Genomic DNA, 19,188 nt, shown 5'->3' with positions numbered 1-19,188 from the left:
GGTCAGCCGGACGGGGTTCGCCCGGCCGGCGCCGTAGTGGCGGCCAGCAGCCGGTACGCCTCGTGCTCGGTGTCGAGGACCTCCTGGTCACCGTGGTGCGGGTGCAGCGGCTCGCCCGCCGCGACCTGGTGCGCGTCGCGCAGCGCGAAGAGCGCGCGCAGCAGGTGCTCGCGCGCCTGCGGATCGGCGGGGGAGCGCTGCAGGTCCCGGGCGGCCCGGCGGCAGCCCTCCAGCGCCTCGCGCAACCGCGTTCGCGCCCGGCTGTTGGTCAGCACCAGGCAGACCCCGACGCCCAGCAGCGCGCCGAACACCGTCATGCCCACCCGCTCGGCGACGAGCTGCAGGCGGTCGGTCGGCTGGCTCAGCGCTGCCAGGCACAGCGCCAGCGGGGTGGCGAAGGTCAGGCCGAGCCCGTAGTTGGCCATGACCACCAGCTCCGCGGCGATCTGGCAGACCACGATCACCACCAGGATCGTCACCGGCGTGGGGTCGACCGCGAAGATGCCCAGCGCCAGCAGCGACCCGGCGAGGGTGCCCGCGGTGCGCTGCACCGCGCGCTGCCAGGTCGTCGCGGTGTTGTGCGACTGGAGGACCGAGCTGACCGAGACCACCGCCCAGTAGGCGTGGTCGAGCTGGAACGTCGACGCCAGCAGCCCGGTCACCAGCGAGGCCACCGCCATCCGCAGCGCGTTGGTGCGGAACTCGGCGAGTCCGGCGCGTTCGGCGACCACCGGCCGGGGCAGCGGCCGGTCCTGGTCCGGCTCCGGAACGCGACCGCGACGCATCCGCTTGGCGGCGGTGCGCAGGTCCGCGGCCGCGTCCGCAGGGTGGTGCAGCAGGTGCAGCGCGTGCGCGAGATGTCCGCGCAGCAGCGCAGTCGTCCTGCGCTCACCGGCGGGCAGCGCGGTGAGCGCGTGGTGCAGGGAAATGTGGGCTCGGCGCCGGGCGGCCGCGTTCGGCGCCTCCAGGTGGTCGGCGACCGCCAGCAGCGCCCGCGCTGTCGCCAACCGGTGCGGACCCGTCGGGTGCAGCGCACCGCCCACCATGCTGAGCGCGTAGGACAGCGCCGCCGAGGCCGCGGTGATCGCGACGACCTCGGCGAATCCGCTCCAGGTCTGAGGCGAGTACGCGGCGGCACCTGCGGCGAAGACGAACATCAGCCCTGCGGGCGGACCCAGCCGCACCACGTCGGCCAGCACCTTGGCCAGCGTCGCCACCAGGGTCAGGACCAGCACCTTGACCACGCCGCCGGCGTCGAACGCCGAGGTCACCGCTCCAGCGGCCACGCTGGCGGTCAGGCCCGCGGCCACGACCGGCAGCAACCAGGCCCGGCGGGAGTAGGGGTCGACGCGGCAGTACAGCGAGGTGAAGGCGCCGAGTGCGGCGAACGGTGCGAGGTCCAGCCGCCCTGCCGCCAGCAGCGCGATGATCGGCACGGCGTAGGAGACGCCGACTCGCAGCGCGGGTACCAGCACGCCGCCGAAGATCGAGGAGATGCGCAGGGCGTCTCGGGTGCGCAAGGTCTGGAGCAAAGAACCGTTCACTAGTAAAATATTACAAGGTGTTTTACTCGTGAAGGAGTGTGACGTTGGACGTCGTCGGGCGGATCCGCGATCAATGGCGCGAGCGGTACCCGGACCTGGACCTGTCCCCGATCGAGGTCATCGGGCGGGTGCGCAGGCTCGCGGCGCTGACCAACCAGCGGCACGACGAGGTCCTCGACGACCTGCGGCTGTCCCGGATGGAGCTCGAGGTGCTCAGCGCCCTGCGCCGGGCGGGCGGTGACCTGCGCCCCAGCCGGCTCACCAAGGAGATGCTGTCCTCCGGCGCCGCCACGACCAAGCGGCTCGCACGGCTCGAGGAGGAAGGCCTGATCACCCGCAGCACCTCCGCCCGCGACCGGCGTGAGGTCGACGTGCGGCTCACCGATCGCGGCCGGGAGATCATGGATCGAGTCTTCCCGGCTCAGCTGGAGCGCGAGCGAGCGCTGCTGGAACCGCTCAGCGAGGCCGAGCGGGCGCAGCTGGGTGAACTGCTGGCGAAGGTCCTCGAACCGGTGGATGTGGTCGGCTGAAGATCCGATCGTGACCGGCGAGGCGCATGCCGGAGCGCGCGCGAGGTGGGTTAAGGTTTTCCGGCTTCACCGGGGAATTCCCGCGGCTCGGCGAACTCGCTGTGATCGGACGATCACGCACCACGGCCGGTGCCGCTCGGACGAGAGGACACAGGGTGGCCACGGTACGGATCGGCACCGTTCCTGATCTGGACCTCGGCGGTCTGCCTGGCCGCCTGCGCGCCTTCGTGGTGGCGAACTCGCGCGCGATCACGCTGATATCCGTTCCGCTCGTGCTGGCCTCGCTCGGCCTGCTGCTGCTCACCCCTCGCGCCGGGATCGGCGAGGAGTCGGCCATCGACTACCAGGTCTACCGCTGGGCGGTGCACACCTGGCTGGCCGGCGGCGACATCATGAACACCGCGCCGACGGTGAGCATCGGCCGCGTCCTGCCGTGGGTGTACCCGCCGTTCGCGCTCGCCCCGCTGGCACCGCTGGCGTTGCTGCCCTTCAGCGCCGGTCTCATCGCGCTCTACCTGCTGGACCTGGCCGCCATCGGCGGCACGCTGTACCTGGTGACGCGGCACCTGTGGCCCGCCGTGGGCAAGCGCGGGGCGCTGGCCGTGGCCATGGTGCTGCTGCCCTGGACGCTGTTCCTGGAGCCGGTCTACTCGTCCTTCGGGCTCGGGCAGGTCAACATCCTGCTGATGGGCCTGGTCATGGCCGACTGCCTGGCCGAATCACCGCGCTGGCCGCGGGGGCTGCTCATCGGTCTGGCCGCGGCCATCAAGCTGACCCCGGCCGCGTTCCTGCTGTTCCTGGTCTTCCGCAAGGACTACCGCGCCGCCGCCGTCGCCGTGCTCACCGCGGCGCTGGCCACGCTGTCGGGTTTCGCGCTGAACTACTCCGCGGCCGTGGAGTACTGGTTCGGCAAGGGGCCCGCGCACGGCGTAAGCGGGTCGGCCTTCCACACCAACCAGTCCATCATGGGCGCGCTGGTGCGCATGGAACTTCCGGTCGTCGCCCAGAACGGGCTGTGGTTGGTGCTGGCGGTCGCCGCCACGATCGCGGTCGCGTTCGCCATCCGCCGGGTGGAACCGGTGCTCGCGGTGTCGGCCAACGCCCTTCTGGCGCTGTTGATCTCACCCACGTCGTGGTCGGATCATTGGGTGTGGTCCGCTCCCGGCCTTCTGGTGCTGCTCGCCTTCGCCGTCCGGCGGCGCAGCTTCGCCTGGTTGGGGGTGGCCGCGTGGACGCTGGTCACGCTGCTGGCGGCGGCGTTCAACTGGATGCCCGCCGGTCCGCCGTGGGACGTGGTGGCGCACCTTTTCGGGAACCCCTACACGGCGCTGGGGCTGGTTCTCGTCGTCCTGCTGGTGCGCTACGCACGCCGTGAGCAGGCCAGCGCCGCGCCTCAGCCCTCCCCGCTGCCGGAACCGGCTGGTGTCTGAAAGCGCATTCGCATTCGGGTGATTGCGCCCTCGACTGCGGACCGTGTACCAACAATTACGGAAATGTGCGGGTCTGAACCGAATCCGAATGGCGTGAGCTGCGATTCGGACTGCATTCGGTACTGCGCAAGAAGATCGTGAACAACACCACTGATGGTCCTCAGCTGTCGCCTTAGGACAGATGTGTGGTGCACAATTCTCGGGCTCCCGGCCTTTGCGACAACGACGTCTCACAGTCTGAGAGTCGTCACGTTTACTTAACGTCGAGTTACCTAGCGGTAGCTTTCGAGCCGCTGGGTCTGTACAGTGCCTCAAACTGACCGAGAGTGCAACGGCGCATCCTTATTCGTCAGTGCCCCCAAAGGTTCCGCGGTTCGCAGTGGCTGAGTCATGCCCTGCTGCACGCCGCGACCTGTCGACGGGAGGTCCGATGCCCCAATCCCACCATGCAAGAAGCGTGGCGCAGCGTAGCGCCCAAGCCAGTGGTCTGTATGACCCGGCCTATGAGCACGACGCCTGCGGTGTCGCGTTCGTCGCCGACCTTCGCGGTCGGCGGAGTCACGACCTGGTTGACAAAGCACTGACAGCGTTGCGCAACCTGGAGCACCGCGGCGCCAAGGGTGCCGATCCCGAGACCGGCGACGGTGTCGGGCTGCTGACGCAGATCCCGGACGCGTTCTTCCGCGGAGTCGTGCCGTTCGAGCTCCCCGAAGCCGGCACCTACGCGGCCGGTACCGCGTTCCTGCCCGCCGACGACGCCGCCGCTGAAGAAGCCGTGGCCGTCATCGAGCGGATCGTCGCCGAGGAAGGGCTGCGCCTGCTCGGCTGGCGCGAGGTCCCCATCGCAGCGGACTGCGCGGGCACCTCGGCGCGCGAAACAATGCCGAACTTCCGGCAGCTGTTCATCGGCGCCCAGGACGGGCAGCAGGCCGAGACGGCGCTGGCGTTCGAGCGTCGGGCGTTCTGCGTGCGCAAGCGCGCCGAGCACGAAGCCGACGTGTACTTCCCGAGCCTGTCGGCGCGCACCATCGTCTACAAGGGCATGCTCACCGAGGCACAGCTGGGCGCGTTCTACCCCGACCTGGGCGACGAGCGCTTCGCCAGCGCGATCGGCCTGGTGCACTCGCGGTTCTCCACGAACACGTTCCCCTCCTGGCCGCTGGCGCACCCGTACCGGTTCATCGCGCACAACGGTGAGATCAACACCGTCAAGGGCAACCGCAACTGGATGCGGACCCGCGAGAGCATGCTCGACACCGACCTCATCCCCGGTGAGCTCAAGCGGCTGTACCCGATCGCCTCGCCCGAGGCCAGCGACTCGGCGACCTTCGACGAGGTCCTCGAACTGCTGCACCTCGGTGGCCGGTCGCTGCCGCACTCGGTGCTGATGATGATCCCGGAGGCGTGGGAGAACCACGCCGAGATGGACCCCAAGCGCAAGGCGTTCTACGAGTTCCACAACTACCTGATGGAGCCCTGGGACGGTCCGGCGCTGGTCGCCTTCACCGACGGCACCCAGATCGGCGCCGTGCTGGACCGCAACGGTCTCCGTCCCGGTCGCTACTGGGTGACCGAGGACGGACTCGTCGTGCTGGCCAGCGAGGTCGGCGTGCTGGAGTTCGAAGCCGACAAGGTCGTGCGCAAGGGCCGGCTGCAGCCGGGCCGCATGTTCCTGGTCGACACCGACGCCGGCCGGATCATCGACGACGACGAGATCAAGGGCGAGCTCGCCGACGAGTACCCGTACCAGGAGTGGCTGGACTCGGGCGTCGTGAGGTTGGGCGACCTGCCCGAGCGCGAGCGCGAACTGCCCTCGCACGACTCGCTCGTGCACCGGCAGCAGGTCTTCGGCTACACCCAGGAAGAGCTGGGCGTCCTCCTGCAGCCCATGGCGACCACCGGTGCCGAACCGATCGGCTCGATGGGCAACGACACCGGCTTCGCCGCCCTGTCGGAGCGCCCGCGGCAGCTGTTCGACTACTTCACCCAGCTGTTCGCGCAGGTCACCAACCCGCCGCTGGACGCGATCCGCGAAGAGCTGGTGACCTCGCTGGGCACCCACGTCGGACCCGAGCACAACCTGCTCGACCACGCCCCGGAGGCGTGCCACCAGCTGGTGCTGCCGTTCCCGGTGCTCGACAACGCCCAGCTCGCCAAGATCGTGCACATCAACGACGACGGCGACCGGCCTGACCTCAAGCCCGCCGTCATCGACGCGACCTACCAGGTCTCCGGTGGGGGAGCGGCGCTGCGCGCGCGGCTGGACGAGATCTGCGACGAGGTCTCGGCCGCGGTGGCCGACGGGGCGCACGTGCTCGTGGTGTCCGACCGCCAGGCCGACGCCGAGCGCGCTCCGATCCCGTCGCTGCTGGCCACCGGTGCCGTGCACCACCACCTCGTGCGGGAGAAGGATCGCACCAAGGTGGGCTTGATCGTCGAGGCCGGCGACGTCCGCGAAGTGCACCATGTCGCTCTTCTCATCGGTTACGGAGCCGCTGCCGTTAACCCCTACGTGGCGATGGCCACTGTCGAGGATCTCGTCAGCACCGGCGTCATCAAGGGGACCGAGGCCGAGCAGGCCACCGCGAACCTGATCAAGGCGCTGGGCAAGGGCGTCCGCAAGACCATGTCCAAGATGGGCGTGTCGACTGTGGCCTCCTACACCGGTGCGCAGATCTTCGAGGCCATCGGCCTGGGCGACGAGGTCGTGCAGCGCTGCTTCACCGGCACCACCTCGCGCCTCGGCGGCGTCGGGTTCGACGTGCTGGCCGCGGAGGTCGCCGAACGGCACCGGCGCGCCTACCCGGTCGACGGCGTGCAGGCGCCGCACCGCTCGCTCGCCGTGGGCGGCGAGTACCAGTGGCGCCGCGAGGGCGAACCGCACCTGTTCAACCCCAAGACGGTGTTCAAGCTCCAGCACTCCACGCGCTCCGGGCGCTACGAGGTGTTCAAGGAGTACACCGAGGCCGTCGATGACCAGTCGCGCGACCTGATGACGCTGCGCGGGTTGTTCAAGTTCCGCGACGGCGTGCGCAAGCCCGTTCCGGTGGACGAGGTCGAGCCCGTCTCGTCCATCGTCAAGCGCTTCGCCACCGGCGCCATCTCCTACGGGTCGATCTCGCAGGAGATGCACGAGACGCTGGCGATCGCCATGAACCGGCTGGGCGGCAAGTCCAACACCGGTGAGGGCGGGGAGGACGCCGACCGGTTCACCCCGGACGCCAACGGTGACTCGCGGCGCTCGGCGATCAAGCAGGTCGCCTCCGGTCGCTTCGGCGTCACCAGCGAATACCTGGTCAACGCCGACGACATCCAGATCAAGATGGCCCAGGGCGCCAAGCCGGGCGAGGGCGGGCAGCTGCCCGGCGGCAAGGTCTACCCGTGGGTGGCCAAGACGCGGCACTCCACGCCCGGCGTCGGGCTGATCTCGCCGCCGCCGCACCACGACATCTACTCGATCGAGGACCTGGCGCAGCTGATCCACGACCTGAAGAACGCCAACCCCCAGGCGCGCATTCACGTCAAGCTGGTCAGCGAGGTCGGGGTCGGCACGGTCGCGGCGGGCGTGTCCAAGGCGCACGCCGACGTGGTGCTGATCTCCGGTCACGACGGTGGCACCGGTGCTTCGCCGCTGTCGTCGATCAAGCACGCCGGCGGTCCCTGGGAGCTGGGCCTGGCCGAGACGCAGCAGACGCTGCTGGCCAACGACCTGCGCGACCGGATCGTGGTGCAGACCGACGGTCAGCTCAAGACCGGCCGCGACGTCGTGATCGCCGCACTGCTCGGTGCCGAGGAGTACGGCTTCGCCACCGCGCCCCTGGTGGTCTCGGGCTGCATCATGATGCGGGTCTGCCACCTCGACACCTGCCCGGTGGGCGTGGCCACGCAGAACCCGAAGCTGCGCGAGAAGTTCTCCGGCAAGGCCGAGTACGTGGTGAACTTCTTCGAGTTCATCGCGCAGGAGGTGCGGGAGTACCTGGCGGAGCTGGGCTTCCGGTCCCTCGAGGAGGCCATCGGGCACGCCGATCTGCTCGACACCTCCGAGGCCGTGCGGCACTGGAAGACCCAGGGCCTGGACCTCGCGCCGATCACCCACGTCCCGGAGCTGCCCGCGGGCGCATCGCTGCACCAGACCACCGAGCAGGACCACGGTCTGGAGAAGGCGCTGGACAACACGCTGATCCAGCTGTCCGAGGGCGCGCTCAAGGAAGGCACTCCGGTCCGCCTGGACCTGCCGGTGCGCAACGTCAACCGGACCGTGGGCACGATGCTCGGTTCCGAGCTGACCCGGCGCTGGGGTGGCGAAGGCCTGCCGGACGACACCATCGACGTGACCCTCACCGGTTCCGCCGGGCAGTCCTTCGGTGCGTTCGTCCCGCGGGGCATCACCCTGCGGCTGCTGGGCGACGGCAACGACTACGTCGGCAAGGGCCTCTCCGGTGGCCGGATCGTGGTCCGGCCCGACGCGAAGGCGCCGTTCGTGGCCGAGCAGAACATCATCGCGGGCAACGTGCTGCTCTACGGCGCGACCAGCGGTGAGCTGTTCGTCCGCGGCATCGTCGGCGAGCGGTTCTGCGTCCGCAACTCCGGTGCGATCGCCGTCGTCGAAGGCGTCGGCGACCACGGTTGCGAGTACATGACCGGTGGTCGCGCGGTGATCCTCGGCACGACCGGCCGCAACTTCGCGGCAGGCATGTCCGGCGGCATCGCCTACGTGCTCGACGTCGATCCCCAGCGGATCAACCCCGAGATGGTCGACCTGGAAGCGCTGGACGACGAAGACCGCGAGTTCCTGCACGACCGGGTGCGCAGGCACTACGAGCAGACCGAGTCGGCGGTGGCCCGCGAGCTGCTGGCCGACTGGGACACCGCGGTCGAGCGGTTCGGCAAGGTCATGCCCCGCGACTTCAAGCGGGTGCTGGAGGCGCAGAGCGCCGCCGAACGCGAAGGGCGCGACGTCAACGAGGCGATCATGGAGGCGGCTCATGGCTGATCCCAAGGGATTCATGACGACGCCGCGGGAGACTCCGCAGCGTCGCCCGGTGGACGTGCGCATCAAGGACTGGCGCGAGGTCTACCTGGAATTCGAGCAGCCGCGGCTGACCAAGCAGGCCGGCCGCTGCATGGACTGCGGAATTCCGTTCTGCCACCAGGGTTGCCCGCTGGGCAACCTGATCCCCGAGTGGAACGACCTGGTGTGGCGGGACGACTGGGAGTCCGCGATCGAGCGGCTGCACGCGACCAACAACTTCCCGGAGTTCACCGGGACGTTGTGCCCCGCCCCGTGCGAGGCCGCGTGCGTCGTCGGCATCAACAGCGATCCGGTGAGCATCAAGCAGGTCGAGATCTCCATCATCGACAAGGCTTGGGAAGCCGGCTACGTCAAGCCGCAGCTGCCGTCGAAGCGGACCGGCAAGAAGGTCGCCGTCATCGGCTCGGGCCCGGCCGGGCTCGCCGCCGCGCAGCAGCTGACGCGCGTGGGCCACAGCGTCGTGGTCTACGAGCGGGCCGACCGCATCGGCGGACTCCTGCGCTACGGCATCCCCGAGTTCAAGATGGAGAAGAGCCGGCTCGACCGGCGGCTCGGCCAGATGCGCGCCGAGGGCACCGAGTTCCGCACCGGGGTGAACGTCGGCGTCGACGTCACCGTGGAGCAGCTGCGCGCCGACTACGACGCGGTGGTGCTCGCCGGTGGGGCCACGCAGGCCCGCGACCTGCCCGCCACGGGCCGGGAGCTGGACGGCGTGCACCAGGCGATGGAGTACCTGCCGCTGGCGAACAAGGTGCAGGAGGGCGACTTCGAGCGCTCGCCGATCCACGCCGAGGGCAAGCACGTCGTGGTCATCGGCGGTGGCGACACCGGTGCCGACTGCGTCGGCACCGCGCACCGCCAGGGCGCGGCCTCGGTGACGCAGCTGGAGATCATGCCGCAGCCGCCGGCGGAGCGCTCCGAGGCGCACCCGTGGCCGACCTACCCGATGCTCTACCGGGTCACCTCCGCCCACGAGGAGGGCGGCGAGCGGCTGTACTCGGTCAACACCCAGGAGTTCGTGGGTGATGACCAGGGCCGGCTGCAGTCGCTGCGGCTGGTCGAGGTCCAGCGCACCGACTCCGGTTTCGAGCCGGTGGCGGGCACCGAGCGGGAGATCCCGGCACAGCTGGTGCTGCTGGCGATGGGCTTCGTCGGTCCGGAGAAGCCCGGTCTGCTGGAGGACCTGGGCGTGGAACTCGACGCGCGCGGCAACGTCGCCCGCGACGAGAACTTCATGTCCAGCGTGGACGGCGTGTTCAGCGCGGGCGACATGGGTCGCGGCCAGTCGCTGATCGTGTGGGCCATCTCCGAAGGCCGTTCGGCGGCCGCCGGGGTGGACCGCTACCTCGTCGGCCGGGACGTGCTGCCGGCTCCGATCGAGCCGACCGAACGCCCGATGGTCTGAGTTTCGAGCGCGTGGAGGCGGTGCCCCGGTTTCGGCCGGGGCACCGCTTTTTCGCGTTCTCAGTCCGGTACCGGCACGCCGAAGTCCGGTGATCCGTCGTGCTTCCACTCGAACGTCTGCAACCGGGTGTGCCGGTTGGGATCGCCGACTTCAGCGTCGTACGGGCGCGCGTGGTAGACGAGCACGTCAGCGCCGTCCTCGGTGGCGGTGAAGCTGTTGTGCCCCGGCCCGTACTGGCCGGTGCCGGTGTTGGTGGCGAACACCGGTTCCGGGTTCTTCTCCCACGACGCCTGGTCGAGCAGGTCCGCGTCGGCCGACGCGGTGAGCAGCCCGAGGCAGTAGTTGCTGTCGGTGGCGCTGGCCGAGAACGTCAGGAACACCTTGCCGTGGCGCGCCAGCGCCGCCGGACCCTCGTTGACCCGGAACCCGCGGGTCTCCCAGTCGTGAGTCGGCATCGACAGGCGCACGGGTTGGTCGCCCAGCGTCCACGGATCGTCCATCGGGGCGAGGTAGAGGTTCGAGTTGGTCTCGACACCGGGTTCGCGCTGGGCCCAGGACAGGTAGCGGACACCTCGGTGTTCGAAGGTCGTGGCGTCGAGGGCGAAGGTGTCCCACGGGGTGCTGATCCGGCCCCGCTCCACCCAGGTTCCGGCCAGGGGATCGGGGTGGGAGTTCTCCAGCACGTACATCCGGATGGACTGGATGTCCTCCGAACTGCCCGCCGCGAAGTAGACGTACCAGCGTCCGTCGACGTGGTGCAGTTCCGGTGCCCAGATGTGCCTGCTCATCTCCCCGCTGTCGTGCCTGCGCCAGAGGATGTGCTCCTCGGCCGTGGCCAGCCCCTGCAACGTCGCCGATCGGCGCAGCACGACGCTGTCGTAGGTCGGGACCGTCGCGGTGAAGTAGTAGGCGCCGTCGCTGTGGCGGACGATGTGCGGGTCAGCACGTCTGAGCGCCAGCGGGTTGTCGAAGTGCGTGGGCGAGCTCCAGGCCGTGGTGTTGCCGGTCATGGTGAGCGCTCCGGTGGCCAGTGCCCCGGTGAGCAAGGTTCTGCGGGAGAGAGCTGATCGGTGTCGCACTTTGCTCACCGTCCTTCGAATGCGGCCGGGGCGGACCGATTTCGCACCTCGGCGTGGCATTCGAGATCACCAGGGTACCCCGTTCCGGTGAGGCTGGGAATTCGCTCAGCGATCGCCGGGTTCGGTGGGCGAACCGCGTCGAAGGCGTGGCCCCCACGAGTCGAGCGCCGAGGTGATCTCGTGTGAACCCACTGGTCGAAGCGCCCTTCGTCGTCGCGTGTCACCAACGCCACGCGGTGGTCCCGCCGTGCCGGGGCGGTGAAGGGGTCTTGCTGTTCGGATTCATCGGACTAGCGTCGGGCGCATCGGAATTCCGCTGCTGAATTCGGCGATCGCGCGCGCCGCACCACTGTCGAGCGATGTGAGGAAAAGAAGGCATGACCGAGAACGTCCTGACCGGAATTCGCGAGCAGGTTTTCGGTGACGATCCGCTCGAGGTCCGCGAAACCGACCACTACACCCAGGAATACGTGGGCGGCATGGTCGACAAGTGGGACGACCTGATCGACTGGGAGCGCCGCGCCGCGGGGGAGGGCCGGTTCTTCGTCGACCAGCTCAAGGCCCGCGGAGTGCGCAGCGTGCTGGACGTGGCGACCGGGACGGGATTCCACTCCGTGCAGCTGATCGAGGCCGGGTTCGAGACCGTCAGCGCCGACGGCAGCCCGCAGATGCTGGCCAAGGCGTTCCGCAACGGGATCGACAACGGCGGCCACCTGCTGCGCGTGGTCAACGCCGACTGGCGCTGGCTCAACCGCGACGTGCACGGTGAGTTCGACGCCGTCATCTGCCTGGGCAACTCGTTCACGCACCTGTTCAGCGAGCACGACCGCCGCAAGGCGCTCGCCGAGTTCTACGCGATGCTCAAGCACGACGGCGTGCTGATCATCGACCAGCGCAACTACGACGCGCTGCTGGACGGCAAGGCCGGCGGCAAGAGCAGCTACTACTACTGCGGGACCGAGGTCGAAGCGGTTCCCGACCACGTCGACGACGGGCTGGCCCGGTACCGCTACGAGTTCCCTGACGGCAGCGAGTACCACCTGAACATGTACCCGCTGCGCAGGGATTACCTGCGCGGGCTGCTGCGCGACGTCGGGTTCCAGCGCATCGACACCTTCGGCGACTTCCAGGAGAACCCGGTCGACGAGCCGGACTTCCACATCCACGTCGCGGAGAAGACCTATGTCGAGGACCCCGACGCCTGAGGGACCTGCTCCTAGACCCGCCACGGGGACGCCAGGTGCGGCCCGGGAACCGTTGTTCAGCGGTTTCCGGGCCGCACCCGCAGGTCGGCCTCGATGCGCGCCGCCGTGCGCGCCAGCAGCGGCACGATCTCGCGCTGAACGCCTTCCTCGGTGGAGGCGTGCTTGTACAGGGAGACGTTGACCGCGGCGAACACCCGGCCGTCAGCGTCGCGGACCGGGACGGCCACGCCGCGCAGCCCTTCCTCCAGCCCGTCGTCGGCGATCACGAATCCGCGCTTGCGCACCGCGGCGAGCTCCGCCAGCAGCTCTTGGCGGGTCGTGACCGTGTGCGGGGTGACCGGTGCCAGCTCGACCGAGCGGAGGCTGGCCTCCAGCCGCTCCGGAGGCACTGCGGCCAGCAGCACCTTGCCCATCGAGGTCGCGTGCGCGGGGAACCGGGTGCCGACCGGGATCGTCACCGACAGCAGCTTCGGGCTCGGCACCTGAGCGATGTAGCGGATCTCGGTGCCCTCCAGCACCGCCATCGCGGTCATCTCACGCACCTGCCTGGTCAGCTCCTGCAGGTGCGGTTCGGCGATCTGCGGCAACGACCGACTGGTGAGATAGGCGTGGCCGAACTCCAGCACCTGGGGCGTCAGCGCGTAACGGCGGTCGGTCTGCTGCACGTAGCCGAGCTCCACCAGGGTCAGCAGGATGCGGCGAGCACCGGCCCTGTCCAGGTCCGCGGCCTGGGCGACCTCCGTCAGCGACAGCTCGGCCCGCTCCGCGGTGAACGCCCGCAGCACGGACATGGTCCGCTCCACCGCGCGGACGAAGTGCTCTCCACGCTGTTGCGGCACGACACCTCCCGACTCGCCTCCTGCGAAGCCTATCCGGTGAGGTACCGGAAGGAACTCATACCGACCGGCCGGTCTGTCTGGACTGGAGGGCGGGCGACGGGTTTAACTGAAGGCCGAAATCTGATCGGGACCCCGGAGGGATCAGCGAACGTGACCGCCGAGAGCGAAGACGAACTGCGGGAACGCCGGCAGGCGGTGCGAGAGCTCGGTTCCGCGCTGCGCGACCTCACCGACGCCGCGGTGTCCACCGAGGCGGACGCCGAGACCCTGCGCGAGATCACCTCGCAGGTGAGAGCTCTCGTGCCCCCGCTGGACGCGGTGCGCCGCGAGCGCGGACAGCTGGCCGCCGTGGACGACGGTCGGCGCCCGCGCCGCCTCTACAGCCCGGCCGTGGGTCCGGGAAACCCGATCGCCCCTCCGATGCAGGTGGAGATCGTCGACGGTGCCGCTGTGGGCACCTGCACCCTCGGGCTGGCCTACGAGGGGCCGCCGAGCTACGTGCACGGCGGCATGAGCGCACTGCTGCTCGACCAGATCCTCGGGCACGCCCACGCCGCAGGTGGAGCGCCGCCCGGCATGACGGTGCAGCTGTCGGTGCGCTACCGGCGGCCGGTGCCGCTGACCACCCCGCTGCGGATCGTCGGTCGCGTCGAGCGGGTCGATGGTCGCTGGACCGAGTCGAAGGCCACGATCTGCACCGCGGACGCACCGGACGCGGTGCTGGTGGAGGCCGAGGGCAAGTTCGTGGTGCCCAGCGCCGAGCAGTCGAGCCGGCTGTTCGGGAAGGTCGAGGGACTCGTCAAGTGAGGTAATCGAAGGCGGTACGCGAGGTTCAAGGAGGAGCCGCATGTACCCAGGTGTCCACGCCGTCACCACGCCCGACAAACCGGCCCTGATCATGGCCGGCTCGGGCGAGGTGCTGACCTATCGAGAACTCGACGAGCGTTCGCTGCGGCTGGCCAACGCGCTGCGCGCCGCCGGGCTGTCCAAGGGCGACGTGGTCGCCGTGCTCTCCGACAACGACCTGCACGCCTACGAGGTGTACTGGGCCGGCGTGCGCTCGGGCCTGTACGTCTGCGCCGTCAACAGCCACCTGCAACCGGACGAGGCCGCCTACATCGTCAACGACTCCGGCGCTAGCGCGCTCGTGGTCTCGGCCGGCCTGGGGGCGCTGCCCGAGCAGGTCGCCGAACTGACCTCGCAGGTGCGCGTCCGGCTGGCCTACGGCGGGGCGGTGGCCGGGTACGAGGACTACGAGCAGGCTCTGGCCACCGCCTCGACCGAGGTGCCGGCGGTGCAACCGTGCGGTGCCGACCTGCTGTACTCCTCCGGAACCACCGGCCGTCCCAAGGGAATCCGGCCGGAACTGCCCGACCGCCAGGTGCACGAGGCGGGGAACATCCTGGTCGACCTGCTGCGCGGCTTCTACGGCTTCGACGAGGACACCGTCTACCTGTCCCCGGCACCCGTCTACCACGCGGCTCCGCTGCGCTACTGCGCGGCGGTGCACGCCATCGGCGGGACCGTGGTGATGATGGAGCGCTTCGAACCCGAGCGGGCGCTGGAGGCGATCGAGCGCTACGAGGTGACCCACAGCCAGTGGGTGCCGACCATGTTCGTGCGGATGCTCAAGCTCGACGAGCAGACCCGCCACCGCTACGACCTCTCCAGCCACCGCAACGCCGTGCACGCCGCCGCGCCCTGTCCGATCGAGGTCAAGCGGGCGATGATCGAGTGGTGGGGCCCGATCCTGCAGGAGTACTACTCCTCCACGGAGGGCATCGGCATGACGATGATCGACTCGGCGCAATGGCTGGAGAAGCCGGGCTCGGTGGGGCGCCCCCTGCTCGGCGTCGTCCGCGTCTGCGACGAAGCAGGCGACGAACTGCCGGCCGGTGAGGTCGGCACCGTGTTCTTCGAACGCGAGGAGATCGAGTTCGAGTACCTCGGCGATCCCGAGAAGACCCGCTCGGCCAAACATCCCGGTCACCTCAACTGGGCGACGACGGGCGACCTCGGATACCTCGACGAGGACGGTTACCTGTTCCTCACCGACCGCAAGGCATTCATGATCATCTCGGGCGGGGTGAACATCTACCCGCAGGAAGTCGAGGACGTGCTGGCGCTGCACCCGTCGATCCTCGACGTGGCCGTCTTCGGCGTCCCGGACCCCGAGATGGGCGAGGCGGTCAAGGCCGTCGTGCAACCCGCGCCGGGCGCGCGACCGGGACCGGAGCTGGAGCGGCAGATCATCGACCACGCGCGCGAGCGGGTGGCTCACTACAAGGTGCCGCGCAGCGTGGACTTCGTCGACGACATGCCGCGCACACCGACCGGAAAACTCGTGAAGGGCAAGCTCAAAGCCCGCTACGCGAACTGAACTGAAAGGGATATTCGTGGATCGACGTTGGGGCATCTCCGTTCCGCTGCCCGAGCTCTCGCTGCCGGAGCAGCGCGAACTCATCGCCGAACTGCCCGACCTCGGCTACACCGACGTGTGGTCGTCGGAGGCCAACGGCGCCGATGCGTTCACCCCGCTGGCGCTGACCGCCACGTGGGCTCCGCAACTGCGGCTGGGCACGGCGATCGTGCCCGTCTACACGCGCGGCCCGGCGACCCTGGCGATGAGCGCGGCCACGCTCGCCGCGGCGGCCCCGGGCCGGTTCGCGCTGGGCGTGGGCACCTCGTCCAACGTCATCGTGGAGCGCTGGAACGGCATCCCCTTCGACGAGCCGTACAAGCGGGTGCGCGACACCGTGCGGTTCCTGCGCCGCGCGCTGAGCGGTGAGAAGGTCACCGAGTCCTACGACACCTTCGAGGTCAAGGGCTTCACCGCCGGTCTGGTGGCCGATCCGGTGCCGCCCGTGCTGGTGGCCGCGCTGCGCCCGGGGATGCTGAAGCTGGCCGGGCGCGAGGCCGACGGCGCGATCATCAACTGGCTGTCGCCGGACGACGTGCGCACCGTCGTGCCCTACGTGCGGGAGGGCGGCCCCGACAAGGAGGTCGTGGCGCGCATCTTCGTCATGCCCGACACCGACCCGGACACGGCGCGGGCGTTGGCGCGGCGGCACATCGCCGCCTACATGAACGTGCCGGTCTACCGCGCTTTCCACGAGTGGTTGGGGCGCGACGAGCTCACCCCGATGTGGGAGGCGTGGGACGCCGGTGATCGCAAGGCCGCGCTCGCGGCGATCCCGGACAGCGTGGTCGACGACCTGGTGGTGCACGGCCCGGCCGCGTACTGCCGCGAACGCGTGCAGCAGTACGTCGACAATGGCGTGACGACACCGGCGATCGCGCTGGTCGCGCCGGGCGATCCGACCGAGGCCGTCCGGGCGCTGGGATTGAAGTAGCGCGTTGGACGCGGCGTCAGCTCAGGGCGGCGGGCTGTTCGTCCAGCCCGCCGTCCAGGTGCGCGGTGTCGTTGAACCGCCGCACGATCCAGCGTTCGGCGGTGACCACGATCTGCGAGATCGAACCGTTGCTCGCCCCGAGGAACGCCATCGGGAGGCTGCCGCTGGCGATGGACATGATCTCGCCGATCACACCGCCGTGGGTGAACACCGCGATGCGCTCGTCGGGGTGGGCGGCGGCGAGCCGGCCGATCGCTCCGGCGACGCGATCGCGCAGCGCCTCAGCGGGTTCGGCACCGGGGATGACGTCCCACCGGCCCTCGCTGTGCATCCGCTGGATGACCGGGTCGTTCTGGGCGACCTTCTGCCGGAACAGCCCGCCTTCGAACTCGCCGAGGTGGACTTCGCGCAGGTCCTTCTCCACCTGAGGGACCAGACCGAGCCGGGTGGCCAGGGGAGCGGCGGTCTCACTCGTGCGGCGGAGGTTGGTGACGTAGAGGGCGTCCAGCCGCTCGTCGGCGAGTCGCCGGCCCACCCGCTCGGCGTGCACTCGGCCGGCAGGGGCCAGTTCCGGATCGCCCTGCCCATCGACGAGGTCGAAGGGCCGGCCCGGGACCGCGGGCGCGGACTCGCCGTGCCGGACCAGCAGGATGTCGGTGGCACCGGCGGGCGGTGTGAACGCGGACTGCCGGTACTCGACGTCGGACATGGTGCCCCGCTTTCTGCGCTCGTGATTGCAGACCGGACTTTTCCACTGCGCAAGGTCGTTTTCAAACCCGCGAAACGGATGGTGCGATGACGTACACCGAGATCGGATACGAGGTTTCCGAGGGAATCGCCACGATCACCCTCAACCGCCCGCAGCAGCTCAACGCGTTCACCCACGTGATGCGCGGCGAGCTCATCGGGGCCTTCGACGCCGCGGAGGCCGATGACGCGGTCCGCGCGGTCATCGTGACGGGCGCGGGCAGAGCGTTCTGCGCGGGCGCGGATCTCAGCGCGGGGGAGGACACCTTCAACGGCGAGAACAACGACGTGCGGGCGAAGGCCCACCGCGAACTCGGCGAGGTCGACGGGGTCGCGCGCGATGGTGGCGGCACGGTGGCGCTGCGGGTGGCGGCGATGCGCAAGCCGGTGATCGGCGCGTTCAACGGTGCCGCGGTGGGCGTCGGAGTGACCATGACGCTGCCGATGGACATCCGCATCGCCGCCGAGAGCGCCAAGTTCGGGTTCGTGTTCACCCGCCGGGGAATCCTCCCGGAGGCGGCCTCGTCCTGGTTCCTGCCTAGGGTGGTCGGCATCTCGCAGGCGATGGAGTGGGCCGCGACCGGGCGCCTCTTCGACTCCGCGGAAGCGCTGTCGGGCCGCCTGGTGTCCCGCGTGGTCGCCGACGACGAGCTGATCCCCACCGCGCGCTCGATCTGCCGTGAGATCGCCGAGAACACCTCGGGGGTGTCGGTGGCGGTGGCCCGCCAGCTCATGTGGGGAATGCTCTCCGCGTCATCGCCGTGGGAGGCGCACCGGTTGGACTCCAAGGGGATCAACGTGCTCGGCGCCGGGGCGGACGCGGCCGAGGGGATCGGATCGTTCCTGGCCAAGCGGCCGCCGGAGTTCCCCCTCCGGGTGAGCCAGGACTACCCCGAGTTCATGCCGGAGTGGCCTGCTCGCCCGGAGGGGGTGTGAGCGCCCGCTTCTTCCCACTCTGCAGTTATCAAGCACCATGTCGCCGGGAGCACCGGCCAAGTGAGGATCGGTGAGGTCAAAGACGTTCGGGCGTCAGCGCGTGCCGGGCGGTGGCTCTCGGGCCACAGCTCGGCAGCGTTGCTCGACAGGCACATGAGTTCCATGTCGGAGCGAATGTCGCGATCCGGCATTGAAATCCTGCTCTTGGTGACCGAACAGCGTTGAAGTGAAGAGTTTTTCATCGGTGGTGGGCGACGAGCCTGGGGTGAATCCTGTCGAACGCATGTGTCAATAATGCATCTCGGCGTTCGAAAGTGCGAGCGAAAGCCGCCTACACGATCAGGTGGTCACGGGCGAAAACCGCTGCAGGACAACACCATCAAGTGACCACCTCGGATGAATCCACAGCTCACGCGCCTGCCAGCAGGCTGGTGCCCAGCGACACCATCATCACCGCGATCACACCGTCGAGCACGCGCCACGAACCCGGCCGGGAGAAGAACCCGGTCAGCAGTCGCGCCCCGAAGCCCAGGGCGACGAACCACACGCAGCTGGCCGCCAGCGCGCCCGCCCCGAACTCCCAGCGCATCGCGCCGTAGCCGGCCGCCACCGAACCGATGAGCAGGATCGTCTCCAGGTAGGTCTGCGGATTCAGCCACGTCATGGCCAGGCACGTCAGCGCCGCCCGCCTGCGCGATGGTGTCTCGCCCGTACCGGCTTCGAGGCCGGAGGCGGGGCGCAGCGCCCGCCGGGCGGCGAGGAATCCGTAGCAGAGCAGGAAGCAGCCACCGATCACGGTGCAGAGGGTGAGCAACGTGGGCGAGCTGGTCACCAGCGTTCCGAAGCCGCCCACTCCCAGGGCGATGAGGATGACGTCCGAGACGACGCAGATGGTCACCACCAGCAGCACGGCGTGCCGTCGCAGACCTTGGCGCAGCACGAAGGCGTTCTGGGCTCCGATCGAGACGATCAGGGACATGCAGGTCGCGAAACCAGCGGACATCGGGAGCAGGGCGTTTGCCATGCGGCCGACGCTAGGTGCCGATCGGTGAACAGTACAGCTAAAGATTCTGAACTACCATTAGGAG

13 protein-coding genes and 1 pseudogene are annotated in these 19,188 nt (G+C 69.4%); 9 read left to right on the top strand and 5 right to left on the bottom strand.

The annotated features are described in order from the left end of the window. Nucleotides 1-2 precede the first annotated feature (2 nt). Nucleotides 3-1,544, bottom strand: coding sequence for an FUSC family protein (locus KBO27_RS34735; RefSeq protein ID WP_210973156.1), 1,542 nt, complete (start codon nucleotides 1,542-1,544; stop codon nucleotides 3-5). A 44-nt stretch (nucleotides 1,545-1,588) separates the two neighbouring features. Between KBO27_RS34735 and KBO27_RS29650 the strand changes: the two genes are divergently transcribed. The 4 genes from KBO27_RS29650 (at nucleotide 1,589) to KBO27_RS29635 (ending at nucleotide 9,941) form a co-directional block, all read left to right on the top strand. Further along, nucleotides 1,589-2,074: a MarR family winged helix-turn-helix transcriptional regulator gene (locus tag KBO27_RS29650; RefSeq protein ID WP_281420908.1), complete on the top strand. Its 486-nt coding sequence runs from the start codon at nucleotides 1,589-1,591 to the stop codon at nucleotides 2,072-2,074. Between the two features lie 155 nt (nucleotides 2,075-2,229). Beyond that, nucleotides 2,230-3,504 carry a glycosyltransferase family 87 protein gene (locus KBO27_RS29645; RefSeq protein WP_307870695.1) on the top strand — a complete coding sequence of 425 codons (1,275 nt, stop codon included), beginning with the start codon at nucleotides 2,230-2,232 and terminating at the stop codon, nucleotides 3,502-3,504. A gap of 430 nt (nucleotides 3,505-3,934) precedes the next feature. Further along, entirely contained in the window at nucleotides 3,935-8,497 is a 4,563-nt protein-coding gene (gene gltB / locus KBO27_RS29640; protein WP_210973153.1) for a glutamate synthase large subunit, read from the top strand. Continuing rightward, nucleotides 8,490-9,941 carry a glutamate synthase subunit beta gene (locus KBO27_RS29635; protein ID WP_132676298.1) on the top strand — a complete coding sequence of 484 codons (1,452 nt, stop codon included), beginning with the start codon at nucleotides 8,490-8,492 and terminating at the stop codon, nucleotides 9,939-9,941. The genes gltB and KBO27_RS29635 overlap by 8 nt, the downstream gene beginning before the upstream one ends. Before the next feature lie 59 nt (nucleotides 9,942-10,000). Here KBO27_RS29635 and KBO27_RS29630 read toward each other — a convergent pair whose 3' ends face one another. Beyond that, on the bottom strand, nucleotides 10,001-10,951 hold the full coding sequence (locus KBO27_RS29630; protein ID WP_246538429.1) for a glycoside hydrolase family 43 protein: 951 nt from the start codon (nucleotides 10,949-10,951) through the stop codon (nucleotides 10,001-10,003). Nucleotides 10,952-11,397: 446 nt separating this feature from the next. On the opposite strand from KBO27_RS29630, the pseudogene KBO27_RS29625 reads away from it, so the two are divergent. After that, nucleotides 11,398-12,207: pseudogene (locus KBO27_RS29625) on the top strand (glycine/sarcosine N-methyltransferase); the annotation flags it as partial. Nucleotides 12,208-12,281: 74 nt separating this feature from the next. On the opposite strand, the gene KBO27_RS29620 reads toward KBO27_RS29625, so the two are convergent. Then, a complete protein-coding gene (locus tag KBO27_RS29620) occupies nucleotides 12,282-13,064 on the bottom strand; it encodes an IclR family transcriptional regulator domain-containing protein (protein ID WP_307870694.1) in 783 nt (260 codons plus the stop codon). 150 nt (nucleotides 13,065-13,214) lie between these two features. On the opposite strand from KBO27_RS29620, the gene KBO27_RS29615 reads away from it, so the two are divergent. The 3 genes from KBO27_RS29615 to KBO27_RS29605 are packed head-to-tail and all read left to right on the top strand — an operon-like array spanning nucleotide 13,215 to nucleotide 16,417. Next, nucleotides 13,215-13,871 carry a PaaI family thioesterase gene (locus KBO27_RS29615; RefSeq protein WP_210973150.1) on the top strand — a complete coding sequence of 219 codons (657 nt, stop codon included), beginning with the start codon at nucleotides 13,215-13,217 and terminating at the stop codon, nucleotides 13,869-13,871. Nucleotides 13,872-13,911: 40 nt separating this feature from the next. Further along, on the top strand, nucleotides 13,912-15,444 hold the full coding sequence (locus KBO27_RS29610; protein ID WP_210973149.1) for an acyl-CoA synthetase: 1,533 nt from the start codon (nucleotides 13,912-13,914) through the stop codon (nucleotides 15,442-15,444). 16 nt (nucleotides 15,445-15,460) lie between these two features. Next, the gene (locus KBO27_RS29605; protein ID WP_210973148.1) at nucleotides 15,461-16,417 is read left to right on the top strand and encodes an LLM class F420-dependent oxidoreductase; all 957 of its coding nucleotides are present in this window, start codon (nucleotides 15,461-15,463) and stop codon (nucleotides 16,415-16,417) included. Between the two features lie 16 nt (nucleotides 16,418-16,433). Here the strand turns inward: KBO27_RS29605 and KBO27_RS29600 are convergent, their stop codons facing one another. After that, nucleotides 16,434-17,126 (bottom strand): histidine phosphatase family protein, encoded by a 693-nt coding sequence (locus KBO27_RS29600; RefSeq protein ID WP_210973147.1) that lies wholly within the window; start codon nucleotides 17,124-17,126, stop codon nucleotides 16,434-16,436. A gap of 86 nt (nucleotides 17,127-17,212) precedes the next feature. On the opposite strand from KBO27_RS29600, the gene KBO27_RS29595 reads away from it, so the two are divergent. Beyond that, nucleotides 17,213-18,100 carry an enoyl-CoA hydratase-related protein gene (locus KBO27_RS29595; RefSeq protein WP_210973146.1) on the top strand — a complete coding sequence of 296 codons (888 nt, stop codon included), beginning with the start codon at nucleotides 17,213-17,215 and terminating at the stop codon, nucleotides 18,098-18,100. A gap of 409 nt (nucleotides 18,101-18,509) precedes the next feature. On the opposite strand, the gene KBO27_RS29590 is transcribed toward KBO27_RS29595, so the two are convergent. Then, nucleotides 18,510-19,124: a LysE/ArgO family amino acid transporter gene (locus KBO27_RS29590; RefSeq protein ID WP_210973145.1), complete on the bottom strand. Its 615-nt coding sequence runs from the start codon at nucleotides 19,122-19,124 to the stop codon at nucleotides 18,510-18,512. Nucleotides 19,125-19,188 lie beyond the last annotated feature (64 nt).

Source organism: Saccharopolyspora endophytica (assembly GCF_018070075.1).
Classification (GTDB): domain Bacteria; phylum Actinomycetota; class Actinomycetes; order Mycobacteriales; family Pseudonocardiaceae; genus Saccharopolyspora; species Saccharopolyspora endophytica.
Note: the sequence above shows the minus strand (reverse complement) of the source record. Positions and strands in the feature narration are given on the sequence as shown.

Bases quoted from the DNA above. Each gene is read 5' to 3' on its own strand.
- gltB (WP_210973153.1), top strand. From the start codon at position 3,935: ATGCCCCAATCCCACCATGCAAGAAGCGTGGCGCAGCGTAGCGCCCAA.
- KBO27_RS29610 (WP_210973149.1), top strand. From the start codon at position 13,912: ATGTACCCAGGTGTCCACGCCGTCACCACGCCCGACAAACCGGCCCTG.
- KBO27_RS29635 (WP_132676298.1), top strand. From the start codon at position 8,490: ATGGCTGATCCCAAGGGATTCATGACGACGCCGCGGGAGACTCCGCAG.
- KBO27_RS29590 (WP_210973145.1), bottom strand. From the start codon at position 19,124: ATGGCAAACGCCCTGCTCCCGATGTCCGCTGGTTTCGCGACCTGCATG.
- KBO27_RS29630 (WP_246538429.1), bottom strand. From the start codon at position 10,951: ATGACCGGCAACACCACGGCCTGGAGCTCGCCCACGCACTTCGACAAC.
- KBO27_RS29595 (WP_210973146.1), top strand. From the start codon at position 17,213: ATGACGTACACCGAGATCGGATACGAGGTTTCCGAGGGAATCGCCACG.
- KBO27_RS29600 (WP_210973147.1), bottom strand. From the start codon at position 17,126: ATGTCCGACGTCGAGTACCGGCAGTCCGCGTTCACACCGCCCGCCGGT.